This is a genomic window from Sphingopyxis sp. BSN-002 (genome assembly GCF_022024275.1).
GTDB lineage: Bacteria > Pseudomonadota > Alphaproteobacteria > Sphingomonadales > Sphingomonadaceae > Sphingopyxis.
In genome coordinates this window covers 3,420,152-3,436,372 of record NZ_CP091804.1, presented here as the reverse complement: position 1 = coordinate 3,436,372, position 16,221 = coordinate 3,420,152, and the positions used below count along the sequence as shown (strand labels likewise).

Here is a 16,221-nt window from a genome sequence, read left to right as displayed (position 1 = left end):
AGCGAAACGATCAGCCGATGTCGCCGATGACGCCGCCGTCCGACAGGCACTTCGCCGCGGCGACCGCCTTGAAGCCGTGGCCCTTGCACTCGTTCTGGCCCTTGCACTCGTTCGACGCGGTCTTGCAGTCGGCCGTGCCCTTGCAGCTGTTGACGCCGTAGCAATGGACGGTGTCCTTCGCGCCGACCGCGGCGCCCGAGCTGCCGGCGGGTGCCGGCGCAGCCATGGCGGCGCCGGCAAGCGCGAGGGCGGTGGCCGAAGCGGCGACGGCGGCGGCGAACTTGTTGCTGGTCATATTATCCTCCGAAGACTGGGCGAAGCGGCACGATGCCGGTCCCGGAAGGATATTCGGAGGCGGGGTCCGAAGGTTACAGCGCGCGCTTCTTTATTCGGCGCCCGAGACGAAACGCGATCCCGCGCGGTCCTTCACCGTCGTCGCGGGGTCGAAGATCATTCCGTTCATCGCGATATAGACGCCCGGCGGCAGCGTCTGCACAGCGGCGAGCGCGAAGCCGACATTGAATTCGGCGTCGCTCGCGCGCACCGACGCGGGCTGCATCGCGCCGGTCATCACGATCGTCTTGTCCGGGATCCCGGCAAGCACCCGCCCCGTGACCGGCATCGTGTCGGTCCCGTGCGTGACGAGGATGCGCGACGCATCGCTTCCCGCCACCGCGGCGCGGATCGTCTCGCGGTCGGCGTCGGTGAGCTCGAGGCTGTCCTTGCGCATCAGCTGCGTCACGCGGTGCGGGACGTGGACATTATTCTCGCGCAGCAGATCGGGCAGCGCGGTCGGCCCCACCTGATATTCGGAGAGCGCGTCGAAATAGACCTTGTCGATCGTCCCGCCGGTGGTGAAGATGTCGATCATGCGCATTCGTCCTGCACCGGCGCCGCAGGGGTGCCGTCGGGCGCGGCGAAGGGCCGTTTGAAGGTGAAGGCCTCCGCCGTCGGTCCGCTCGCCTCGAGGATCGCGAGCCGCGCCATCCCTTCGGCAACCGTCGGGCGATGCCCCGCGGGAACCCACCAGAGCACCTGATAGACGGCGATATGGTCGAACCACTCCTTGCGCCGCCGCATGATCGAAAGATGACCGGGCTGGCGATAGACGAAGGCCGCAAGCGCATCGATATCGCGCCACACCGACATGTTCGGAATCACGAGCGGATCGTCGGTCACCGGCACGTCGGTCGCATCGTTGCCGTCACCGGTCAGCCGCCAGATGAAGCCGTCGCTCGCCTCGGCGATCGCGTTGACGCCGTCGAGCGCCGCCATGAAGTCGCGGTTCGCGACATGGTCGGCAGGCAGACGGAAGCGCGCGATGTTGATCTGCGCGAGTTCATATCCCGCCATGCCCGCCTCCCTTATGCCAGCGCCTCGGCGATCAATCGCCGCGTGTTGTCGATCCCGAACAGCGCGATGAAGCTGCCCATGCGCGGCCCGGCGCTCGACCCGAGCAGCGTCTCGTACAGCGCCTTGAACCAATCACGCAGGTTTTCAAAGCCATAGGCCTCGTTCTTGCCGATCTCATATACGATATTCTGGATATCGTCGGCCGAGGCATCGGCGGGCAGCGCCGCGAGCTTGTCGTCAAGTTCCTTCAATGCCGCGCCTTCACCGCCCTGCGGCTTGCGGCGGCTGAGCGTCGGCGCGACATAGTCGCGGTTGTACGCCATCGCATTGTCGATCAGCCGGTCGAGCTCCGGGTAAGTCGCAGCGCTCGCCCCCTCGACATATTGGCCGAGATAGCGCCAGATCTGGTCCTTCGAGGCATCGGCGCCCATCACGCCGACGAGGTTCAGCAACAGCCCGAAGGTAACCGGCAGCTCGGCGCCCGGCATATCCTCGCCGCGCGCGACATGGACGTGGTGCACCGGGTTGCCGAGCTTCTTGTCGGGCTCCTGCGCCGGGTAGTTGCCGCGCATCTGCAGATATTCGTCGACCGCCTTCGGGATCACACCGATATGCAGCTGCTTCGCAGCCTTGGGCTCACGATACGCGAAGAAGGCGAGGCTCTCCTCGCTGCCATAGCTCAGCCATTGCTCGAGGCTCAGGCCATTGCCCTTCGATTTCGAAATCTTCTCGCCCTTTTCGTCGAGGAACATTTCGTAGATCAAACCTTCGGGCTTCTGCCCGCCGAGTGCGCGCGCGATCTTGCCCGACTGGATGCCGCTGTCGGTCAGGTCCTTGCCGTACATTTCGTAATCGACACCGAGCGCGACCCAGCGCATCGCCCAGTCGACCTTCCACTGCAGCTTCGCGCCGCCGCCGAGAATGCTGTGCGTGATCGTCTCGCCTTCGTCCTCGAACGACACAAGGCCCTTGTCGGCGTCGACCACCGTCACCGGCACCTGCAGCACGATCCCCGATTTGGGGCTGACCGGCAGGATCGGCGAATAGGTCGCGGCGCGCTCGGCGCGCAGCGTCGGCAACATGATGTCGAGAATGTCCTGATTGTGGCGCAGGACATTCTTCAGCGCCTCGTCAAAGGCGCCCGACTTGTAACGCTCGGTCGAGCTGACGAATTCATAGTCGAAACCGAAGCGGTCGAGAAACTCGCGAAGCATCGCATTGTTATGATGCGCGAAACTTTCATACTTGCCGAACGGATCGGGAATATCGGTCAGCGGCTTGCCAAGGTGCCCGGCGAGCATCTCCTTTTGCGGCACATTGTCGGGAACCTTGCGCAGGCCGTCCATGTCGTCGCTGAACGCGACGAGCCGCGTCGGGGCATTGCCCGTCAGCGTCTCATAGGCGCGGCGGACCATCGTCGTGCGCAGCACTTCGTTGAAGGTGCCGATATGCGGCAGGCCCGACGGGCCATAGCCGGTCTCGAACAGCACGGGATCGCCACCCGGCTTGCCCTGCGGATAGCGTTTGATCAGCTTGCGCGCTTCCTCGAACGGCCAGGCCTTGGACGTTTGCGCGGGTTCGCGCAGCGAAGGATGAAGGTGCAAGTCAGTCATGGCGCGCGCCATAGCGGCAAGATGCGCCGATGGGAAGAAGACCGGACGCGCCCCGGCCCCCTTCCCCGCCGATTACCCGCGCGGCTGCACCGCCGGCATGAAGCTGCTCCGGCGCAGCAGCGCCGCCGACACGAGCGACACGATCAGCGCGACCGGCAGTATCTCGGTCAGCGTCAGCGCCATGCGGAACAGCGGATTTTTATACTGCTCGGCCATCGCGCCCATCTCCGACGAGAATTCCGCGATCTCGGCGGCCGATTTCCCCGCTGCGCGCATGTCCTCGATGCTCGAGGCGATATATTCGGCCATGAAGGTCCCGCCGGTCTTCCACATATAAAGTTCCCAGCCGAGCACATAGAACAGCCCTGAAACGAGCCCGATCCCCAAACCCACGCCGAACGCCCTCCAGAAACCGATCACTCCGCCCAGATCGACGTCGCGATAGCGCTTCACGCCGACGAACACGAAAATGAGCGCCACCAGCATCGACAGATAGCCGGCGACCATCCCCATCGCGCCATGGTCGGCGAGGAAGCTGATGTTGATGAACATGCCGATGACGACGATGACGCCCGAAATGGCGCCATAGACTGCGATGACCCTGCCCATGAATAGTCTCCCCTTGTGAATGAATGCCATGCAAGGAGAGGCGGAACAACGGCCGAAATCCATCGCCCAAACGGGTGATTTGGCGGGTCTCCCCGATTTTACGGCAGGATGTCGAGCGTTCGCGCCTTCTGCACCGCCTGCGTCCGGCTGGCGACCGCCAGCTTTTCATAGACGCGCGCGACATGCGTCTTCACCGTGTTCGGCGAGATATCGAGCTGGCGCGCGATGACCTTGTTCGCATGCCCCGCCGCGAGCATTTCGAGCACCTCGCACTCGCGCGCGCTGAGGCCGAGCGCTGCGATCGCGGCGTCATTCCGCGCAAAAGCCAGCCGCGGGCGTGCGGTCAGCCGGTTGCCGACCCAGATCCCGAGCGCCACGCAGACAGCCGCGATGCAGACGATATAGAATTCGGCCGACCAGCGGTGCACGACATGCCGGTAGTTCAGCCATTCGAGCAGGAACGCCACCGCGGCCAGCGCAATGCCATAGAGGAAGATCGACCGGGCCATGACCTGCGATAGATCATTCTCCGCCAATGCTTGCAATATGGAGCCATCGCCCGGCTTATCGTTACCGGAAAATTTACCATGTCGGGCTTAGCCTCTGCCCATGACGAACTTCCGTACCCCCACGGCGCGCAGCCATAACCGGACCCCGGTCTCGATCGAGGTCATGGTCAACGGCGTTCTCAATTTCGTCGACGGTCGCATCGTCGACCTGTCCGAAGGCGGCGCACGTATCGACGGCGCGAGTATGCCCGCGCGCTCGCGCTGCGAAATCCACTATGCCGGCGAGGTTACCTACGCCGTCGTGATGTGGTCCGAATTCGACCGCATGGGCGTCCGCTTTCCTTATGAGCTGACCCATGGCGCACTGTACAATGCACTGCACAGCGCGCGCAGGGTCAGGCCAAGCGACATGCCGCCCGCCTTCCTCAGCCAGCGCACCGCCGGTTTCGGACGCTGCGGGCTGAGCTGAATCCATAACGGATAAACCCGTTCGCCCTGAGCTTGTCGAAGGGCCGTTCTTCCCTTTATCCCGCCGGTGATGAGCTTCTGGGCCTATATTCTGCACTGCCGCGGCGGTGCCTATTACACCGGCCACATCGACAATCTTCAACGCCGCCTCGCCGAGCATGTATCCGGCACTTTTCCCGGCTTCACTGCCGACAGATTGCCTGTCGTGCTCGTCTGGAGCCAGGATTTCTCAACGCGGATTGAAGCGTTGGAGGCGGAGCGCCGAATAAAGGGATGGAGCCGGGCCAAGAAGATGGCCCTGATCCGCGGGGATTGGGGCAGTTTGTCGGCGTTGGCAAAGAGCAAGAACAGTCCTTCGACAAGCTCAGGACAAACGGATTAAGGTTACGGCCTGACCTTGCCGCGTTCGCCTTTTGTCCCTAGCATATTCCGATGCTCCCCCGCGTCGATCCCCTTGCCCTGCCCGCCATCCACGCGAGCCATGTCGGCATCTGGATCGCCGATCCTGCGGGCCGTGTACAACGCGTCGGACGCGGCGAAGCCATCGCGGCGGTAGCCGCAACGCCGCACCTTCTGCTCAATGCGACGCTGACCGGCGACCGGCTGGGCTATCCCGAACTGTCGGGGCTCGACCTCCTCGAGCTTTTCGCCTTTCTCTATCCCGCACGCTTCACGGTGCCGACGCCCGCGGGGATCGCCGCGTCGATCGGTCTCGACACGCCGAAGGCCGAAGAGGATATCGCACCCTTCCTCCGCCTCGCTGCCGCCGCGATGCTTGCGAGCCTCGACGATCCCGACTGGCCCGAACGTGAAGGCGCCTGGCACGGGCTGCAATCGCTCGGCCGCCAGCGTTGGCCGTGGGCGTCGCTCATGCAATCCCGGCTGGACCCGCCCGACAAGACCGACCGCTGGCTTTTCGCACGCCTGCCCGAGTGGGAGGAGGCGCCGCCGCGCCCGCAGCCGCGGCAGGTGACGGTCAATCCCGACGACGTCCGCGCGCGGCTCGACCGGCTGACCGGCGACGGCGCCGAGCGCCGCACGGGGCAACAGGATTATGCGCAGGCGACGGCCGCGATCTTCGCCCCGCGCGAGCGCAAGGACATGCCGCAGATGCTCGTTGCCGAGGCGGGTACCGGAATCGGCAAGACCCTGGGTTATCTCGCTCCTGCCAAGCAGTGGATCGACCAGTCGGCGGGCGCGATCTGCATCTCGACCTATACCAAGGCGCTGCAACGCCAGCTCGCGCGCGAGACCGAGAAGCTATACCCCGACGCCGCGACGCACCGCGAGAAGGTCGTCGTGCGCAAGGGCCGCGAAAATTATCTCTGCCTGCTCAATCTCGAGGATGCGCTGCAGGGGGGCTTCTCGGGCCGCGCCGCGATCCTTGCACAGCTCGTCGCGCGCTGGGCGGCGTACACGCGTGACGGCGACATGGTCGGCGGCGATCTGCCCGGCTGGCTCCCCGCGCTCTTCCGCCGCAACGGCACCACTGCGCTCACCGACCGGCGCGGCGAGTGCATCTATGCGGGCTGCCCGCATTTCCGCAAATGCTTCATCGAGCGCTCGACGCGCGCCGCAGGTCAGGCCGACATCATCATCGCCAACCATGCGCTGACCATGGTGCAGGCCGCACGCCCGCGCGACGGCGGGGCGCCAGCGACGCGACTGATCTTCGACGAGGGCCATCATCTGTGGGACGCCGCCGACTCGATGTTCGCCGCGGCGCTGACCGGTCAGGAAGCGGTCGAGATCCGCCGCTGGGTGCTCGGCCCCGAGGGCAAGTCGCGTGGCCGGCGCCGCGGGCTCGCGGCAAGGCTTGCCGATGTCGCAAGCTATGACGAGGCGGGCGACAAGGCGATCCAGGCTGCAATCCACGCCGCGGGCGAACTGCCCGGCGAAGGCTGGCTCGGCCGCATTTCCGAGAATGAACCGTGGGGCGCGATCGAGCGGCTTCTCGTCGCGGTGCGCGCGATGACCTATGCGCGCAGCGTCGACACGCGCGCGGGTGACAGCGGCTACGGTCTCGAAACCGAACTCGCCGATCCCGATCCCGAACTGGTCGCCGCCGCCGCGGGTGCAAGCGACGCGATCGAGGCGCTGCTGCGCCCGCTCCTGGCGCTCGGCAAGCGACTCGACGCGCTCGTCGAGGATCCGCCCGACTGGCTCGACGGACAGGCGCGGGCGCGCGTCGACGGCGCACGCAACAGCCTCGGCACGCGGATCGACACGCTCGGCGCGTGGCTGTCGCTGCTCGGCCGCGTCGGCGGCCCCGCCGATCCCGACTTCGTCGACTGGCTCGCAGTCGACCGCTTCGACGGCCGCGAGTTCGATATGGGTCTCCACCGGCACTGGCTCGACCCCGCGCGCCCGGTCGCCGACATCGTCTATCGCCCCGCGCAGGGCGTGCTCGTCACCTCCGCCACCTTGCGAAGCGGATCGGGTTGGACCGACGCCGATATCCGCACCGGCGCGCGGCATATGGACGGCGGCGTCCAGCATTTCGCGGTACCAAGCCCGTTCGATTATGCGCGCCAGTCCGAAGTGCTGATCGTCACCGACATCCCGCGCGGCGACCTGCCCGCGCTCGCCGGCGCGTACAGCCGGCTGATCGAGGCATCGGGCGGCGGGGCGCTCGGGCTCTTCAGCGCGATCCGGCGGCTGCGTATCGTTCACGCGCGCATCGCCGACCGCCTCGCCCGCGCCGGGCTGCCGCTCTACGCCCAGCATGTCGATCCGCTCGACACCGGCACGCTCGTCGACATCTTCCGCGCCGACCCGCACGCCTCGCTGCTCGGCACCGATGCATTGAGGGATGGCGTCGACGTTCCGGGCGATTCGCTGCGACTCGTCGTGATGGAGGGCGTGCCCTGGCCGCGCCCGACGATCCTTCACGCCGCGCGCCGCGCCGCACAGGGCGGCGGCGGCTATGACGACAGCGTCATCCGCGCGCGGATCGGCCAGGCCTTTGGCCGCCTGATCCGCCGCGCCGACGATTTCGGGCAATTCGTGATGCTCTCACCAAGCTTCCCTTCAAGGCTGCTCGGCGCCTTCCCCGAAGGCACGCCGATCCGCCGCCTGCCGCTCGACGAAGCGGTCAATCATGTTGCCGCGGCGAATGTCGAACAAAGAAAAACCGCGTTTCCTGCCTTTTCACCGTCATGAGATTGCGGCAGAGAGCTTTTGATTGAGGGGATCGAAGGCAACGCGGGGAGCGTTTTTTGAAGACTTTGACCATCCTGCGCCATGCCAAATCGGGCTGGGACGTGCAGGTCGAGCGCGATTTTGACCGTCCGATCAACGCCCGCGGCCGCCGCGGTGCGGAGATCATCGGCCAATATGTGAAGCGCCAGGCCTTTCCGGTCGACCGCATCGTCGCGTCGCCGGCGGTACGCGTCACCGAAACCCTCGACATCTTCCAGCCCGCGGCGAACCTTGACGATCTGGAACCCCATTGGGACCGCCGCATCTATCTTGCCTCGGCCGCGACGCTCATCGACGTCATTCACGACATGGGAAAGGATGCGGATAATCTTTTGATCTCCGGACATAATCCGGGACTTGAGGATCTGGTTCTGATGCTTGTTCCCGAAGTGAACGGCGGCGAGCTTCGCGAGAAGGTCGAGGAAAAGCTGCCGACGTCGGCGCTCGTCCGGCTGGAGATCGACATCGCCGACTGGCGCGATCTCGAGGTCAATATGGCACGCATCGCCGCCTTTATCCGCCCGCGCGATCTCGATCCGGCGCTGGGCCCGGCGATGGACGACGACTGACGTCGCCTAGCCGAGTGCGGCGACGAGCCGCTGGCGCAGCGCCACCAGCGCTTCCACCGGGACACCATGCGGGGCGGCGGCGACCACCGCTGCCGGAACGACAGTCACCGGTTCGGCTCGCGCGGCGCCGTTCGGTTCGGACAGCGCCTTGCGCGCGCCCTCCACCGTAAAGCCCTTTACGTGCAGCAGATGGTGGATACGCTCGGCGAGCGCGATATCCTCGGCACGATAATAGCGGCGGCGGCCCGAACGCTGGAGCGGGCGAAGCTGGGGAAAGCGCGTTTCCCAATAGCGCAGCACGTGCGTCGGCACGCCGATACGGTCCGCAAGCTCGCCGATGGCCAGCATGGCGCCGGCGGACTTGCCGCCGTCGCTGCGATCGTAAACGTCAGACACGATCCTGGGCCCGGGCCCGGATCACTTGCCGGCGACGCGCGCGCGCATCGACTGGCTGGCACGGAAGGTCATCACCCGCCGGGGCAGGATCGGAACCTCGATGCCGGTCTTCGGATTGCGGCCGATACGCTGCGCCTTGTCGCGAAGCACGAACGTGCCGAAACCCGAAATCTTCACATTCTGCCCGTCGGCCAGTGCGTCGGACATATGATCGAGAATCGATTCGACGATCGTCGCCGACTCGTTGCGCGACAGGCCGATCTGCTGGTTGATCCGCGCCGCGATGTCCGCGCGCGTAAGTGTCCCTGCTGCCATGTTGTTCCCTTCCCCTCCTGAAGCAAAGCACAAGAAGGACGTCTGACAGCCCCCACCGTCACGAGTCCCCGCGCGCTATGTAACAAAAGCGAATTAATCCGCCAAACTTAAATGGATGGAGCGAGGAGTTGATGCGGTGAAGACCTGTCGCCTTCGGGGACGCGTTCTCACGCCCCAACCGGTCAGATGCGAAGGACCGCCGCGCCCCAGGTAAAGCCCCCGCCCATCGCCTCTAGCACGACCAGATCGCCGCGCTTGATGCGTCCGTCGCGGACTGCGAGATCGAGCGCGAGCGGCACCGATGCGGCGGACGTATTGGCGTGCTGATCGACCGTCAGGACGACACGCTCTGCCGGCAAACCCAGCTTTTTGGCGGTCGCATCGATGATCCGCTTGTTCGCCTGGTGCGGAACCACCCAGTCGATGTCCTCGGCCTTCAGCCCGACATCTTCCATCACCTCGCCGAGCACGCTCGCAAGGTTGGTGACGGCATGGCGGAACACTTCGCGCCCCTGCATGCGGACATACCCGACGGTCCCGGTCGTCGAGGGGCCGCCATCGACATAGAGCATGTCACAATATTTGCCCTCGGCATGGAGCCGCGTCGCGAGAATCCCGCGATCGTCCGCGACCTCTTCGGCCGACAGCACCACAGCTCCTGCCCCGTCGCCGAACAGGACGCAGGTCGTGCGGTCTTCCCAGTCGAGAATACGGCTGAAGGTCTCGCTGCCGATGACGAGCGCATGCTTTGCAGCGCCCGTACGCAGCATCGAGTCGGCGACCGACACCGCATAGAGAAAGCCCGAACACACCGCCGCGACGTCGAAGGCGACGCAGTCGGGCGCGCCGAGGATCGCCTGCACCTTCGTGGCGCTCGCCGGAAAGGTGTTGTCGGGGGTCGCGGTTGCGACGATGATCAGGCCGATGTCGGAGGCTTCGAGGCCTGCGGCCTTCAGCGCTTCCTGCGCCGCGGCGGCACCCAGCGTCGCGGTCGTCTCGTCGGGTTCGGCGATATGGCGAAAGCGGATCCCGGTACGCTCGACGATCCAGTCGTCGCTGGTGTCGACGCGCTCGGCAAGCTCGGCGTTCGAAACGCGGGTGCGGGGCAGCGCCGAGCCGGTACCGGCCAGAATCGCGCGCAGGGTCATGCCGCGGCGCCGCCGCGGAAATTGGCGAGATCCTCGGTCACCTGACGCGTAATGTCCTTTTCGATGAGCTCGGCGCACAGGTGGACGCAGTTCGCGACCCCCTTTGCATCCGCGCTGCCATGGCTCTTGAGCACCACGCCGTTGAGGCCGAGGAACACGGCGCCATTGTGATTGTTGGGGTCGAGATGATGCCGCAGCAGCTCGGTCGCGGGGCGCGAGATCAGGAAGCCGATCTTCGAGCGCACCGAACTGGTAAAGGCGCGGCGCAGCAGGTCGGTCACGAAACGCGCCGTTCCCTCGATCGTCTTCAGCGCGATGTTGCCCGAAAAGCCGTCGTGGACGATCACGTCGACGTCGCCGCGCGAGAGCTTGTCACCCTCGATAAATCCGGTGAACTGCATCGGCAGCCCCTTCGCCTCGCGAAGCAGCGCCGCGGCGTCACGGATCTCGTCGGTGCCTTTCAATTCCTCGGTACCGATATTGAGCAGGGCGACGCGCGGCTTTTCCAGCCCCATCGCGGTGCGCGCATAGGCGGCGCCCATCACCGCAAACTGCACCAGATTGTTCGCGTCGCAATCGGTATTGGCGCCAAGGTCGAGCATGACGACGTCATTGTCGCCGAGCGTCGGCAGCAACGCGGCGAGCGCCGGCCGGTCGATCCCCGGCATCGTGCGCAGCGCGAGCTTCGCCATCGCCATAAGCGCACCGGTGTTACCCGCCGAGACGGCACCGCCGGCATCGCCGCGCTTCACCGCATCGATCGCGAGCCCCATCGAGGTGCTCTTTGCCTTGCGGATCGCCTGGCTGGGCTTGTCCTCGCCTGTCACCACGCCATCGGTATGGATGATGTCCGACGCGGCGCGCAGGTTCGGGTGGTTTTCGAGCGCAGCCTTGATCTGCCCCTCGTCGCCGACGAGCAGGAAACGGAGACCGTCGTGCTTGTGACGCGCCATAGCGGCGCCGGCGAGCATCATGCGCACGCCGACGTCACCGCCCATCGCATCGATCGCGATTCGCGGTGTGAGGCTCATCCGAACGCTCTCCGGCTAGGGCTTAGGCGCCAGCCACCACTTCGCGGCCGTTGTAGTGGCCACAGGCGTTGCACAGGTTGTGCGGGCGCTTCAGCTCGCCGCAGTTCGGGCATTCCTGGAAGGCTTCGACCTTCAGGCTGTCGTGGCTACGACGCATGCCGCGCTTCGAGGGCGAGGTTTTTCGCTTGGGAACGGCCATTTTATATCCTGCATTCTTAAATGTTTATACGAATCGGCGAACCCGGACATGTCGCTTCCGTTGCCGGAAATGACTGGCCCGCCCGCCGCGCGATGCTTGTTTCCGCCTGAAAAAGAACGGGAAACTGTCCGCCGGAGGGTGCCTCAACGCCAGTTGGTGTCGGGTGCCGGATCGGGCGCGGCTATAGCGTTTTTGCCCGCAAAGGCAACCCCCGAGGGGGAAAGGATGTGCCACCGCGCCACTTGCCCTGCCCGGCCCGCAATGCCACACCCTCGTCACCGCCGGAACACCGGCCAACGACAGGGGGGAAGCCACATGATTATCTTGCCGATCAGCCTGACAATCGCCGCGGGGGCGGCGCTGCTCAATCTCTGGCTCAGCGTTCGCGTCGGACGCGTAAGGACCAAGGAAAAGGTTTTCATCGGCGACGGCGGAAGCGAAGCGGTGACGCGGCGGATGCGCGCGCACAGCAATTTCGTCGAGAACACCGCCTTCGTGCTGATCCTGCTCGCGCTCGTCGAGCTTGGCGTCGGATGGTCGATCTGGCTGTGGGGCGTCGGCGCGCTCTATCTGGTCGGCCGCATCCTGCACGCGCTCGGCATGGACGGCATGGCGTGGGGCCGCATGGCCGGCACGATCATCACAATGCTGACGCAGCTCGGCCTTGCCGTTTTCGCGCTGTTTGTCGTCTACGCGACGCCGGTCAGCTTCTCGACCACTGCGGTTACCGCGACCGAGGTCGCTGCGCCGAAATAATTCCGGCTATTTCCCGGACCGGGCGCGCAGGAACAGCCAGGGCACGTGGCTGCCGTCGAAGCGCAGCCGCGTCTCGCGGTCGAGGACCGGCGGCATATGGTCGCCGACGACCAGAATGTCGGTAGGCGGCAGGTTCGGGTCCATCGCCATCGCGTCGATCGCGTCGGCAAGCTGATGGTGGAGCGAGAACATCCGGCAGAGCCCGGGGTTCTCCTCCCGCCAGACCTGCGGGCCGATGTGGCATCCGGCCGTGCCGAGCTTCGCGTCCTCGACCACCGGCGCATGGGTGTTGAGCGTCAGCCAATAGATCATCTGCGGCCTGTCGGCGGCAGCGAGGCGACGGCCGATCAGCGCCGGAACATCCTTGTCGCACGCGCCGGGGAACATCCCGCCACAGGGGCGCGCGCCATCGCGCTCAAGGTCGCGCTCGAACTCGACCCGGTCGAAATGGAGCTTCGGATACCATGCCGTGCGGTTGAAGAAACTGCCGGTAAAGCTGTGCATCGCGGTCGTCTCGTACCCCGCACGCCGGTAATGTTCGGGCAGGCAGTCGGCCTTCGCGAAATCGAAATCCATATAGAGACCCCAGACCCCGCATAGCTCGCGGAGTTCGGCGCTGGTCGTCGACCCGTAATAGGGGACCTTGCCGTGCGAGACGTCATAACGGTCACGCCAGCGCGGCCGGTCCCAGTCGGCGGCATAGAGCGCCTTTTCGGTTCCCGCGGTCGGACGCCCGAGCGCCTCGACCAATATGATCACCAGATGGTGCCGTTCGGCACCGGGCTTCGCCAGACCGACCACATGCGAGGCGGCGTGGAAGGGCTGCCCCGGTTCGGGAGCCGAATGATAGCTGCCGCGGGTCGACGCCGTCGCGAGGCCGTCCATCATGCTGAACCCGAACACCATCCCCAGCGCCACAAGCATCGGCAGCAGCGAGGGAAAGCGCTGCACCTGCGGCGCCCGGCGCAAGCTGAACAGGACGACGCCCGCAAAAACGATGGCGCCGGCGACATAGAGCGGCGCACGCCAGGGCTGCACCTCGCTGGCGAATGACGGCAGATAGCCGATCGCCCAGATCGGCAGATTGAAGGTCTTGGTGACGTAAAAGGCGGAGACCGCGCCCATCATGAGGAGCAGCAGGAGCTGCTTCACGCGCGTCCACGGCAACTGCGATACGAGCAGGGCCGAAAAGCCGAAAAGCTGCAGGAGATTGCCCATCGACGGGCCGCCGATCGGCCACATCAGGATCACGATCAGGTTCGGGATGAACAGCCAGTAGAGCGCCCACCGCCAGGGTATCGCGCGCTCCAGCCACGCCTTCATCCGCTCGATCGTCCCCTGCCGCATCGGGCGGCATTAGGCGATCATGGTTAGTATCGGGTAAAGAGGCGAGGCCCGGGTCCGGTCAGGATCCGATCGCCGCGTCGCCGACATAGGGATTGGTACGCCGTTCCTGCGCGAAGCTGCTGTGCGCGCCATGTCCCGGCAGAAAGATCGTGTCGCCGCCCAGCGGCCACAGCTTCTGCGTGATCGAATCGAGCAGTTGCTGGTGATTGCCGCGCGGGAAATCGGTGCGCCCGATCGATCCCTGGAACAGCACGTCGCCGACGATCGCGAGCTTCGAAGGACCGTGATAGAAGACGACATGGCCGGGCGTGTGCCCGGGGCAATGGATGACGTCGATTTCCAGATTGCCGACGGTCACCTTGTCGCCGTCGACCAGCCAGCGGTCGGGCTCGAAGGGCTCACCCTCCATCCCGAAGCGTTCGCCCGCCGTCGCGAGGCCCTCAATCCAGAAACGGTCGTCCTCGTGCGGCCCTTCGAGCGGCACGCCGAGTTCCTTGGCGAACACACCCGCCAGCCCGCAATGATCCATATGGCCGTGGGTGACGAGGATCTTCTCGACCTCGACCCCCGTCTGGCGGATCGCCTCGCGCAGCTTCGGCAGGTCGCCGCCGGGATCGACGAGCGCCGCCTTGTTGGTCTCGGTACACCACAGCAGGGTGCAATTCTGCTGGAAGGCGGTGACCGGCACGATCGCGGCCTTCAGCGGAGGATTGGGAGCGTTCATGGCCATCGCATGTGGGCAAAGCGGCCGGATTTGGCAAGTGCGGCGCTCAGCGCAGCGTCATCGTGTCGCCTTCGACATTCACAGCGTCGAGTTTGGACAGATAGCTCTGCCCGAGCAGCGAGACGCCCATGTCGGCGTCAACCACCGCCGCTTCGACGTGGCGGACCTCGATACCGTCGACGTCGACACTGTCGAGCATGACGACGCGCATCGGCACGTCGCCCCCCGCCGTCTTCGCGGTTCCCGCGACCGGCAGGCGGTCGACATCGATCCCGATGGCTTCGGCATCGCGGCGCGTCAGCGCGATGATCGACGCCCCGCTGTCGACCATCATGCGGATGCTCGTGCCGTTCACCTCGGTATCGGCATAGAAATGCGAATCCCCGGAACGGCCGAGCCGCACTTCGCCCGATGACGAGCGCGTTGCAGGGGCCTGAGCGCTGCCATGCGTTCGCGGCTGCGTCGTCCAGTTGGCGTTGCTGTCGTCCGCAGCGGGCGCGCGCGACGACCCGGCGTCGCGCGTGGCCATGCTCCCTACCGCGATCGAACCCGCCGCGATGATCGCGCACATCGTGATGATCCGCCCCAGCATGGGCACATTCTAGCGGCGGGTGGTTGGGGAATGGTTAAGTGCGCGGAATGTCGCGATCACCCGGCGACTGCTCGATGAACGCCCGCCATGTCGGCGCGTCACCCCGGATGCTGTAGGTGATCCGCGCACATGCATAGGGCCGCCCGGGCGCATTGTCGGCCTCGACGGCGGTCGCCGGCCACTGGCTGTCGCCGGACGAGGACCAGCAGACGATGGCCTCCGCCTCCGGCCGCGCCGCGATCGCCGCCTGCTCTTCGGCGGTCAGCGTTGCCGGCGCCCAACCCAGGATCCTGCGATGGGTAAACCCCCTTGCAAACAGCGCATGGCGGAACGGGCTGTGCCGGTCGTTCAACAGGGCCCGGACGCGCTCGCGCTCGGACACCGCGAGCCATTGACCGCCCAGCAGCGGCGCCCAGCGGCTTTCATCGCCCGAACGAAGCGCGGGCAGCAATTCATCGGCCGCAGCCGCAAACCGTTCCGTCCACGGGGAATCCGGAGCAAGCGGCGCTAACGGCGCAGGCGCTGACGCCTCTTCCGGTGCGACGGGAACCAGCGGGGTTTCGGCGGCAAGCGCCGGCGAGGCGAAGACGGCGGCAAGCGCCGACAAGGTCAACAGAGCGCGCATGGCCGGCAGACTATCATGCCTGCCTGCATCTGTCATGAACCGGGGGAGGTGAGCGCTTCGCGCATCCAGGCGGGAGCGGCCGCCGGATCGATTGCCTCGGCACGGCGATGCTCGACCGACCAGCCGAGGTCGGGCCATGCGACGACCTGCCGCTTTTCGTCCGCATCGGCGATCGGGACGACGACGAGCCGCCGGTTGACCTTTTGCCGCCAGTTCATCCGCGCAGTATTCTCCTGCCCGACGTAACAGCCTTTTGAAAAGCTGACCCCGTTGAGCTCGGCGGCGTTGCACTCGAGCCAGAGCGTCGTCCCGTCGCCGAGTTCGGCGCGGCCTTCGGTGACGCCCAGCGACAGCCGGTGCGCCTTCCACCCGGCATCGGCGCCCTCGCCCTCATCGGCGGGCGCGAGCCAGCGCTGGCCGAGATCGGCGAGCCGCGGATCGACGACGCCAAGGTCGCCTTCGCTCGCCCAATGCACGGCGAGTCCGTCTTCGCGCCCGATCGTGATCGCCCGGCGCAGGCGATAGAGGGTTAGTCGCTTCGCCAACGCTTCGGCGGCTTCGGCCTCGCAGTCGATCAGGACGTCTTCCTCGTCGCCCCAGATCAGGAAATCGAACAGCACCTTCCCCTGCGGGGTCAGCAGCGCCGCCCACACCGGCAGATTGCCCGACACGTCGTTGGTGACGAGCCCTTGCAGGAAGCCGCGGACATCCTCGCCCGAGAGACGGATGAGCGCGCGGTCGTTCAGGGTGGTATTGGCCATGCCGA

21 protein-coding genes are annotated in these 16,221 nt (G+C 65.9%); 5 read left to right on the top strand and 16 right to left on the bottom strand.

The window, feature by feature from the left end:
• Window positions 1-10: 10 nt before the first annotated feature.
• The 6 genes from L7H23_RS17010 to L7H23_RS16985 form a co-directional block, all read right to left on the bottom strand.
• Complete coding sequence (locus tag L7H23_RS17010; RefSeq protein WP_237837049.1) at window positions 11-295, bottom strand: hypothetical protein; 285 nt, start codon at window positions 293-295, stop codon at window positions 11-13.
• Window positions 296-385: 90 nt separating this feature from the next.
• Window positions 386-871 (bottom strand): asparaginase domain-containing protein, encoded by a 486-nt coding sequence (locus L7H23_RS17005; protein ID WP_237837048.1) that lies wholly within the window; start codon window positions 869-871, stop codon window positions 386-388.
• Entirely contained in the window at window positions 868-1,353 is a 486-nt protein-coding gene (locus L7H23_RS17000; RefSeq protein WP_237837047.1) for a DUF3291 domain-containing protein, read from the bottom strand. The genes L7H23_RS17005 and L7H23_RS17000 overlap by 4 nt, the downstream gene beginning before the upstream one ends.
• An 11-nt stretch (window positions 1,354-1,364) precedes the next feature.
• Complete coding sequence (locus L7H23_RS16995; RefSeq protein ID WP_237837046.1) at window positions 1,365-2,966, bottom strand: lysine--tRNA ligase; 1,602 nt, start codon at window positions 2,964-2,966, stop codon at window positions 1,365-1,367.
• Between the two features lie 72 nt (window positions 2,967-3,038).
• Window positions 3,039-3,575 carry a DUF4199 domain-containing protein gene (locus L7H23_RS16990; protein ID WP_237837045.1) on the bottom strand — a complete coding sequence of 179 codons (537 nt, stop codon included), beginning with the start codon at window positions 3,573-3,575 and terminating at the stop codon, window positions 3,039-3,041.
• A gap of 98 nt (window positions 3,576-3,673) precedes the next feature.
• Window positions 3,674-4,084 carry a response regulator transcription factor gene (locus L7H23_RS16985; protein WP_237837044.1) on the bottom strand — a complete coding sequence of 137 codons (411 nt, stop codon included), beginning with the start codon at window positions 4,082-4,084 and terminating at the stop codon, window positions 3,674-3,676.
• Window positions 4,085-4,184: 100 nt separating this feature from the next.
• Here L7H23_RS16985 and L7H23_RS16980 point away from each other — a divergent pair, with 100 nt between their 5' ends.
• The 4 genes from L7H23_RS16980 to L7H23_RS16965 all read left to right on the top strand — a co-directional run bounded on the left by L7H23_RS16980 (window position 4,185) and on the right by L7H23_RS16965 (window position 8,322).
• The gene (locus L7H23_RS16980) at window positions 4,185-4,553 is read left to right on the top strand and encodes a PilZ domain-containing protein (protein WP_237837043.1); all 369 of its coding nucleotides are present in this window, start codon (window positions 4,185-4,187) and stop codon (window positions 4,551-4,553) included.
• Window positions 4,554-4,622: 69 nt separating this feature from the next.
• Entirely contained in the window at window positions 4,623-4,934 is a 312-nt protein-coding gene (locus tag L7H23_RS16975; RefSeq protein WP_237837042.1) for a GIY-YIG nuclease family protein, read from the top strand.
• 50 nt (window positions 4,935-4,984) lie between these two features.
• Window positions 4,985-7,714 carry an ATP-dependent DNA helicase gene (locus L7H23_RS16970; protein ID WP_237837041.1) on the top strand — a complete coding sequence of 910 codons (2,730 nt, stop codon included), beginning with the start codon at window positions 4,985-4,987 and terminating at the stop codon, window positions 7,712-7,714.
• 56 nt (window positions 7,715-7,770) lie between these two features.
• Window positions 7,771-8,322, top strand: coding sequence for a histidine phosphatase family protein (locus L7H23_RS16965; protein ID WP_237837040.1), 552 nt, complete (start codon window positions 7,771-7,773; stop codon window positions 8,320-8,322).
• Window positions 8,323-8,328: 6 nt separating this feature from the next.
• On the opposite strand, the gene L7H23_RS16960 is transcribed toward L7H23_RS16965, so the two are convergent.
• The 5 genes from L7H23_RS16960 to rpmF all read right to left on the bottom strand — a co-directional run bounded on the left by L7H23_RS16960 (window position 8,329) and on the right by rpmF (window position 11,411).
• Window positions 8,329-8,670 (bottom strand): MerR family transcriptional regulator, encoded by a 342-nt coding sequence (locus tag L7H23_RS16960; protein WP_237839288.1) that lies wholly within the window; start codon window positions 8,668-8,670, stop codon window positions 8,329-8,331.
• Between the two features lie 69 nt (window positions 8,671-8,739).
• Entirely contained in the window at window positions 8,740-9,033 is a 294-nt protein-coding gene (locus L7H23_RS16955) for an integration host factor subunit alpha (RefSeq protein ID WP_237837039.1), read from the bottom strand.
• A gap of 182 nt (window positions 9,034-9,215) precedes the next feature.
• Complete coding sequence (locus tag L7H23_RS16950) at window positions 9,216-10,181, bottom strand: beta-ketoacyl-ACP synthase III (RefSeq protein ID WP_237837038.1); 966 nt, start codon at window positions 10,179-10,181, stop codon at window positions 9,216-9,218.
• Window positions 10,178-11,212, bottom strand: coding sequence for a phosphate acyltransferase PlsX (plsX, locus tag L7H23_RS16945; RefSeq protein WP_237837037.1), 1,035 nt, complete (start codon window positions 11,210-11,212; stop codon window positions 10,178-10,180). Before plsX ends, L7H23_RS16950 begins: the two co-directional genes overlap by 4 nt.
• A gap of 22 nt (window positions 11,213-11,234) precedes the next feature.
• Window positions 11,235-11,411, bottom strand: coding sequence for a 50S ribosomal protein L32 (gene rpmF, locus L7H23_RS16940; protein WP_053553947.1), 177 nt, complete (start codon window positions 11,409-11,411; stop codon window positions 11,235-11,237).
• 315 nt (window positions 11,412-11,726) lie between these two features.
• Here rpmF and L7H23_RS16935 point away from each other — a divergent pair, with 315 nt between their 5' ends.
• Window positions 11,727-12,167, top strand: a complete 441-nt coding sequence (locus tag L7H23_RS16935) for an MAPEG family protein (RefSeq protein WP_237837036.1) — start codon at window positions 11,727-11,729, stop codon at window positions 12,165-12,167.
• A 6-nt stretch (window positions 12,168-12,173) separates the two neighbouring features.
• Here the strand turns inward: L7H23_RS16935 and L7H23_RS16930 are convergent, their stop codons facing one another.
• Genes L7H23_RS16930 through L7H23_RS16910 form a run of 5 tightly spaced genes read right to left on the bottom strand, consistent with a single transcriptional unit; the run spans window position 12,174 to window position 16,216 of the window.
• On the bottom strand, window positions 12,174-13,514 hold the full coding sequence (locus L7H23_RS16930; RefSeq protein WP_237837035.1) for a sulfatase-like hydrolase/transferase: 1,341 nt from the start codon (window positions 13,512-13,514) through the stop codon (window positions 12,174-12,176).
• 58 nt (window positions 13,515-13,572) lie between these two features.
• Window positions 13,573-14,238 carry an MBL fold metallo-hydrolase gene (locus L7H23_RS16925; RefSeq protein WP_275671212.1) on the bottom strand — a complete coding sequence of 222 codons (666 nt, stop codon included), beginning with the start codon at window positions 14,236-14,238 and terminating at the stop codon, window positions 13,573-13,575.
• 46 nt (window positions 14,239-14,284) lie between these two features.
• Window positions 14,285-14,830 (bottom strand): retropepsin-like aspartic protease, encoded by a 546-nt coding sequence (locus L7H23_RS16920; RefSeq protein WP_237837034.1) that lies wholly within the window; start codon window positions 14,828-14,830, stop codon window positions 14,285-14,287.
• A gap of 34 nt (window positions 14,831-14,864) precedes the next feature.
• Window positions 14,865-15,455 carry a hypothetical protein gene (locus tag L7H23_RS16915; RefSeq protein WP_237837033.1) on the bottom strand — a complete coding sequence of 197 codons (591 nt, stop codon included), beginning with the start codon at window positions 15,453-15,455 and terminating at the stop codon, window positions 14,865-14,867.
• Window positions 15,456-15,487: 32 nt separating this feature from the next.
• Complete coding sequence (locus L7H23_RS16910; protein WP_237837032.1) at window positions 15,488-16,216, bottom strand: folate-binding protein; 729 nt, start codon at window positions 16,214-16,216, stop codon at window positions 15,488-15,490.
• Window positions 16,217-16,221: the final 5 nt, after the last annotated feature.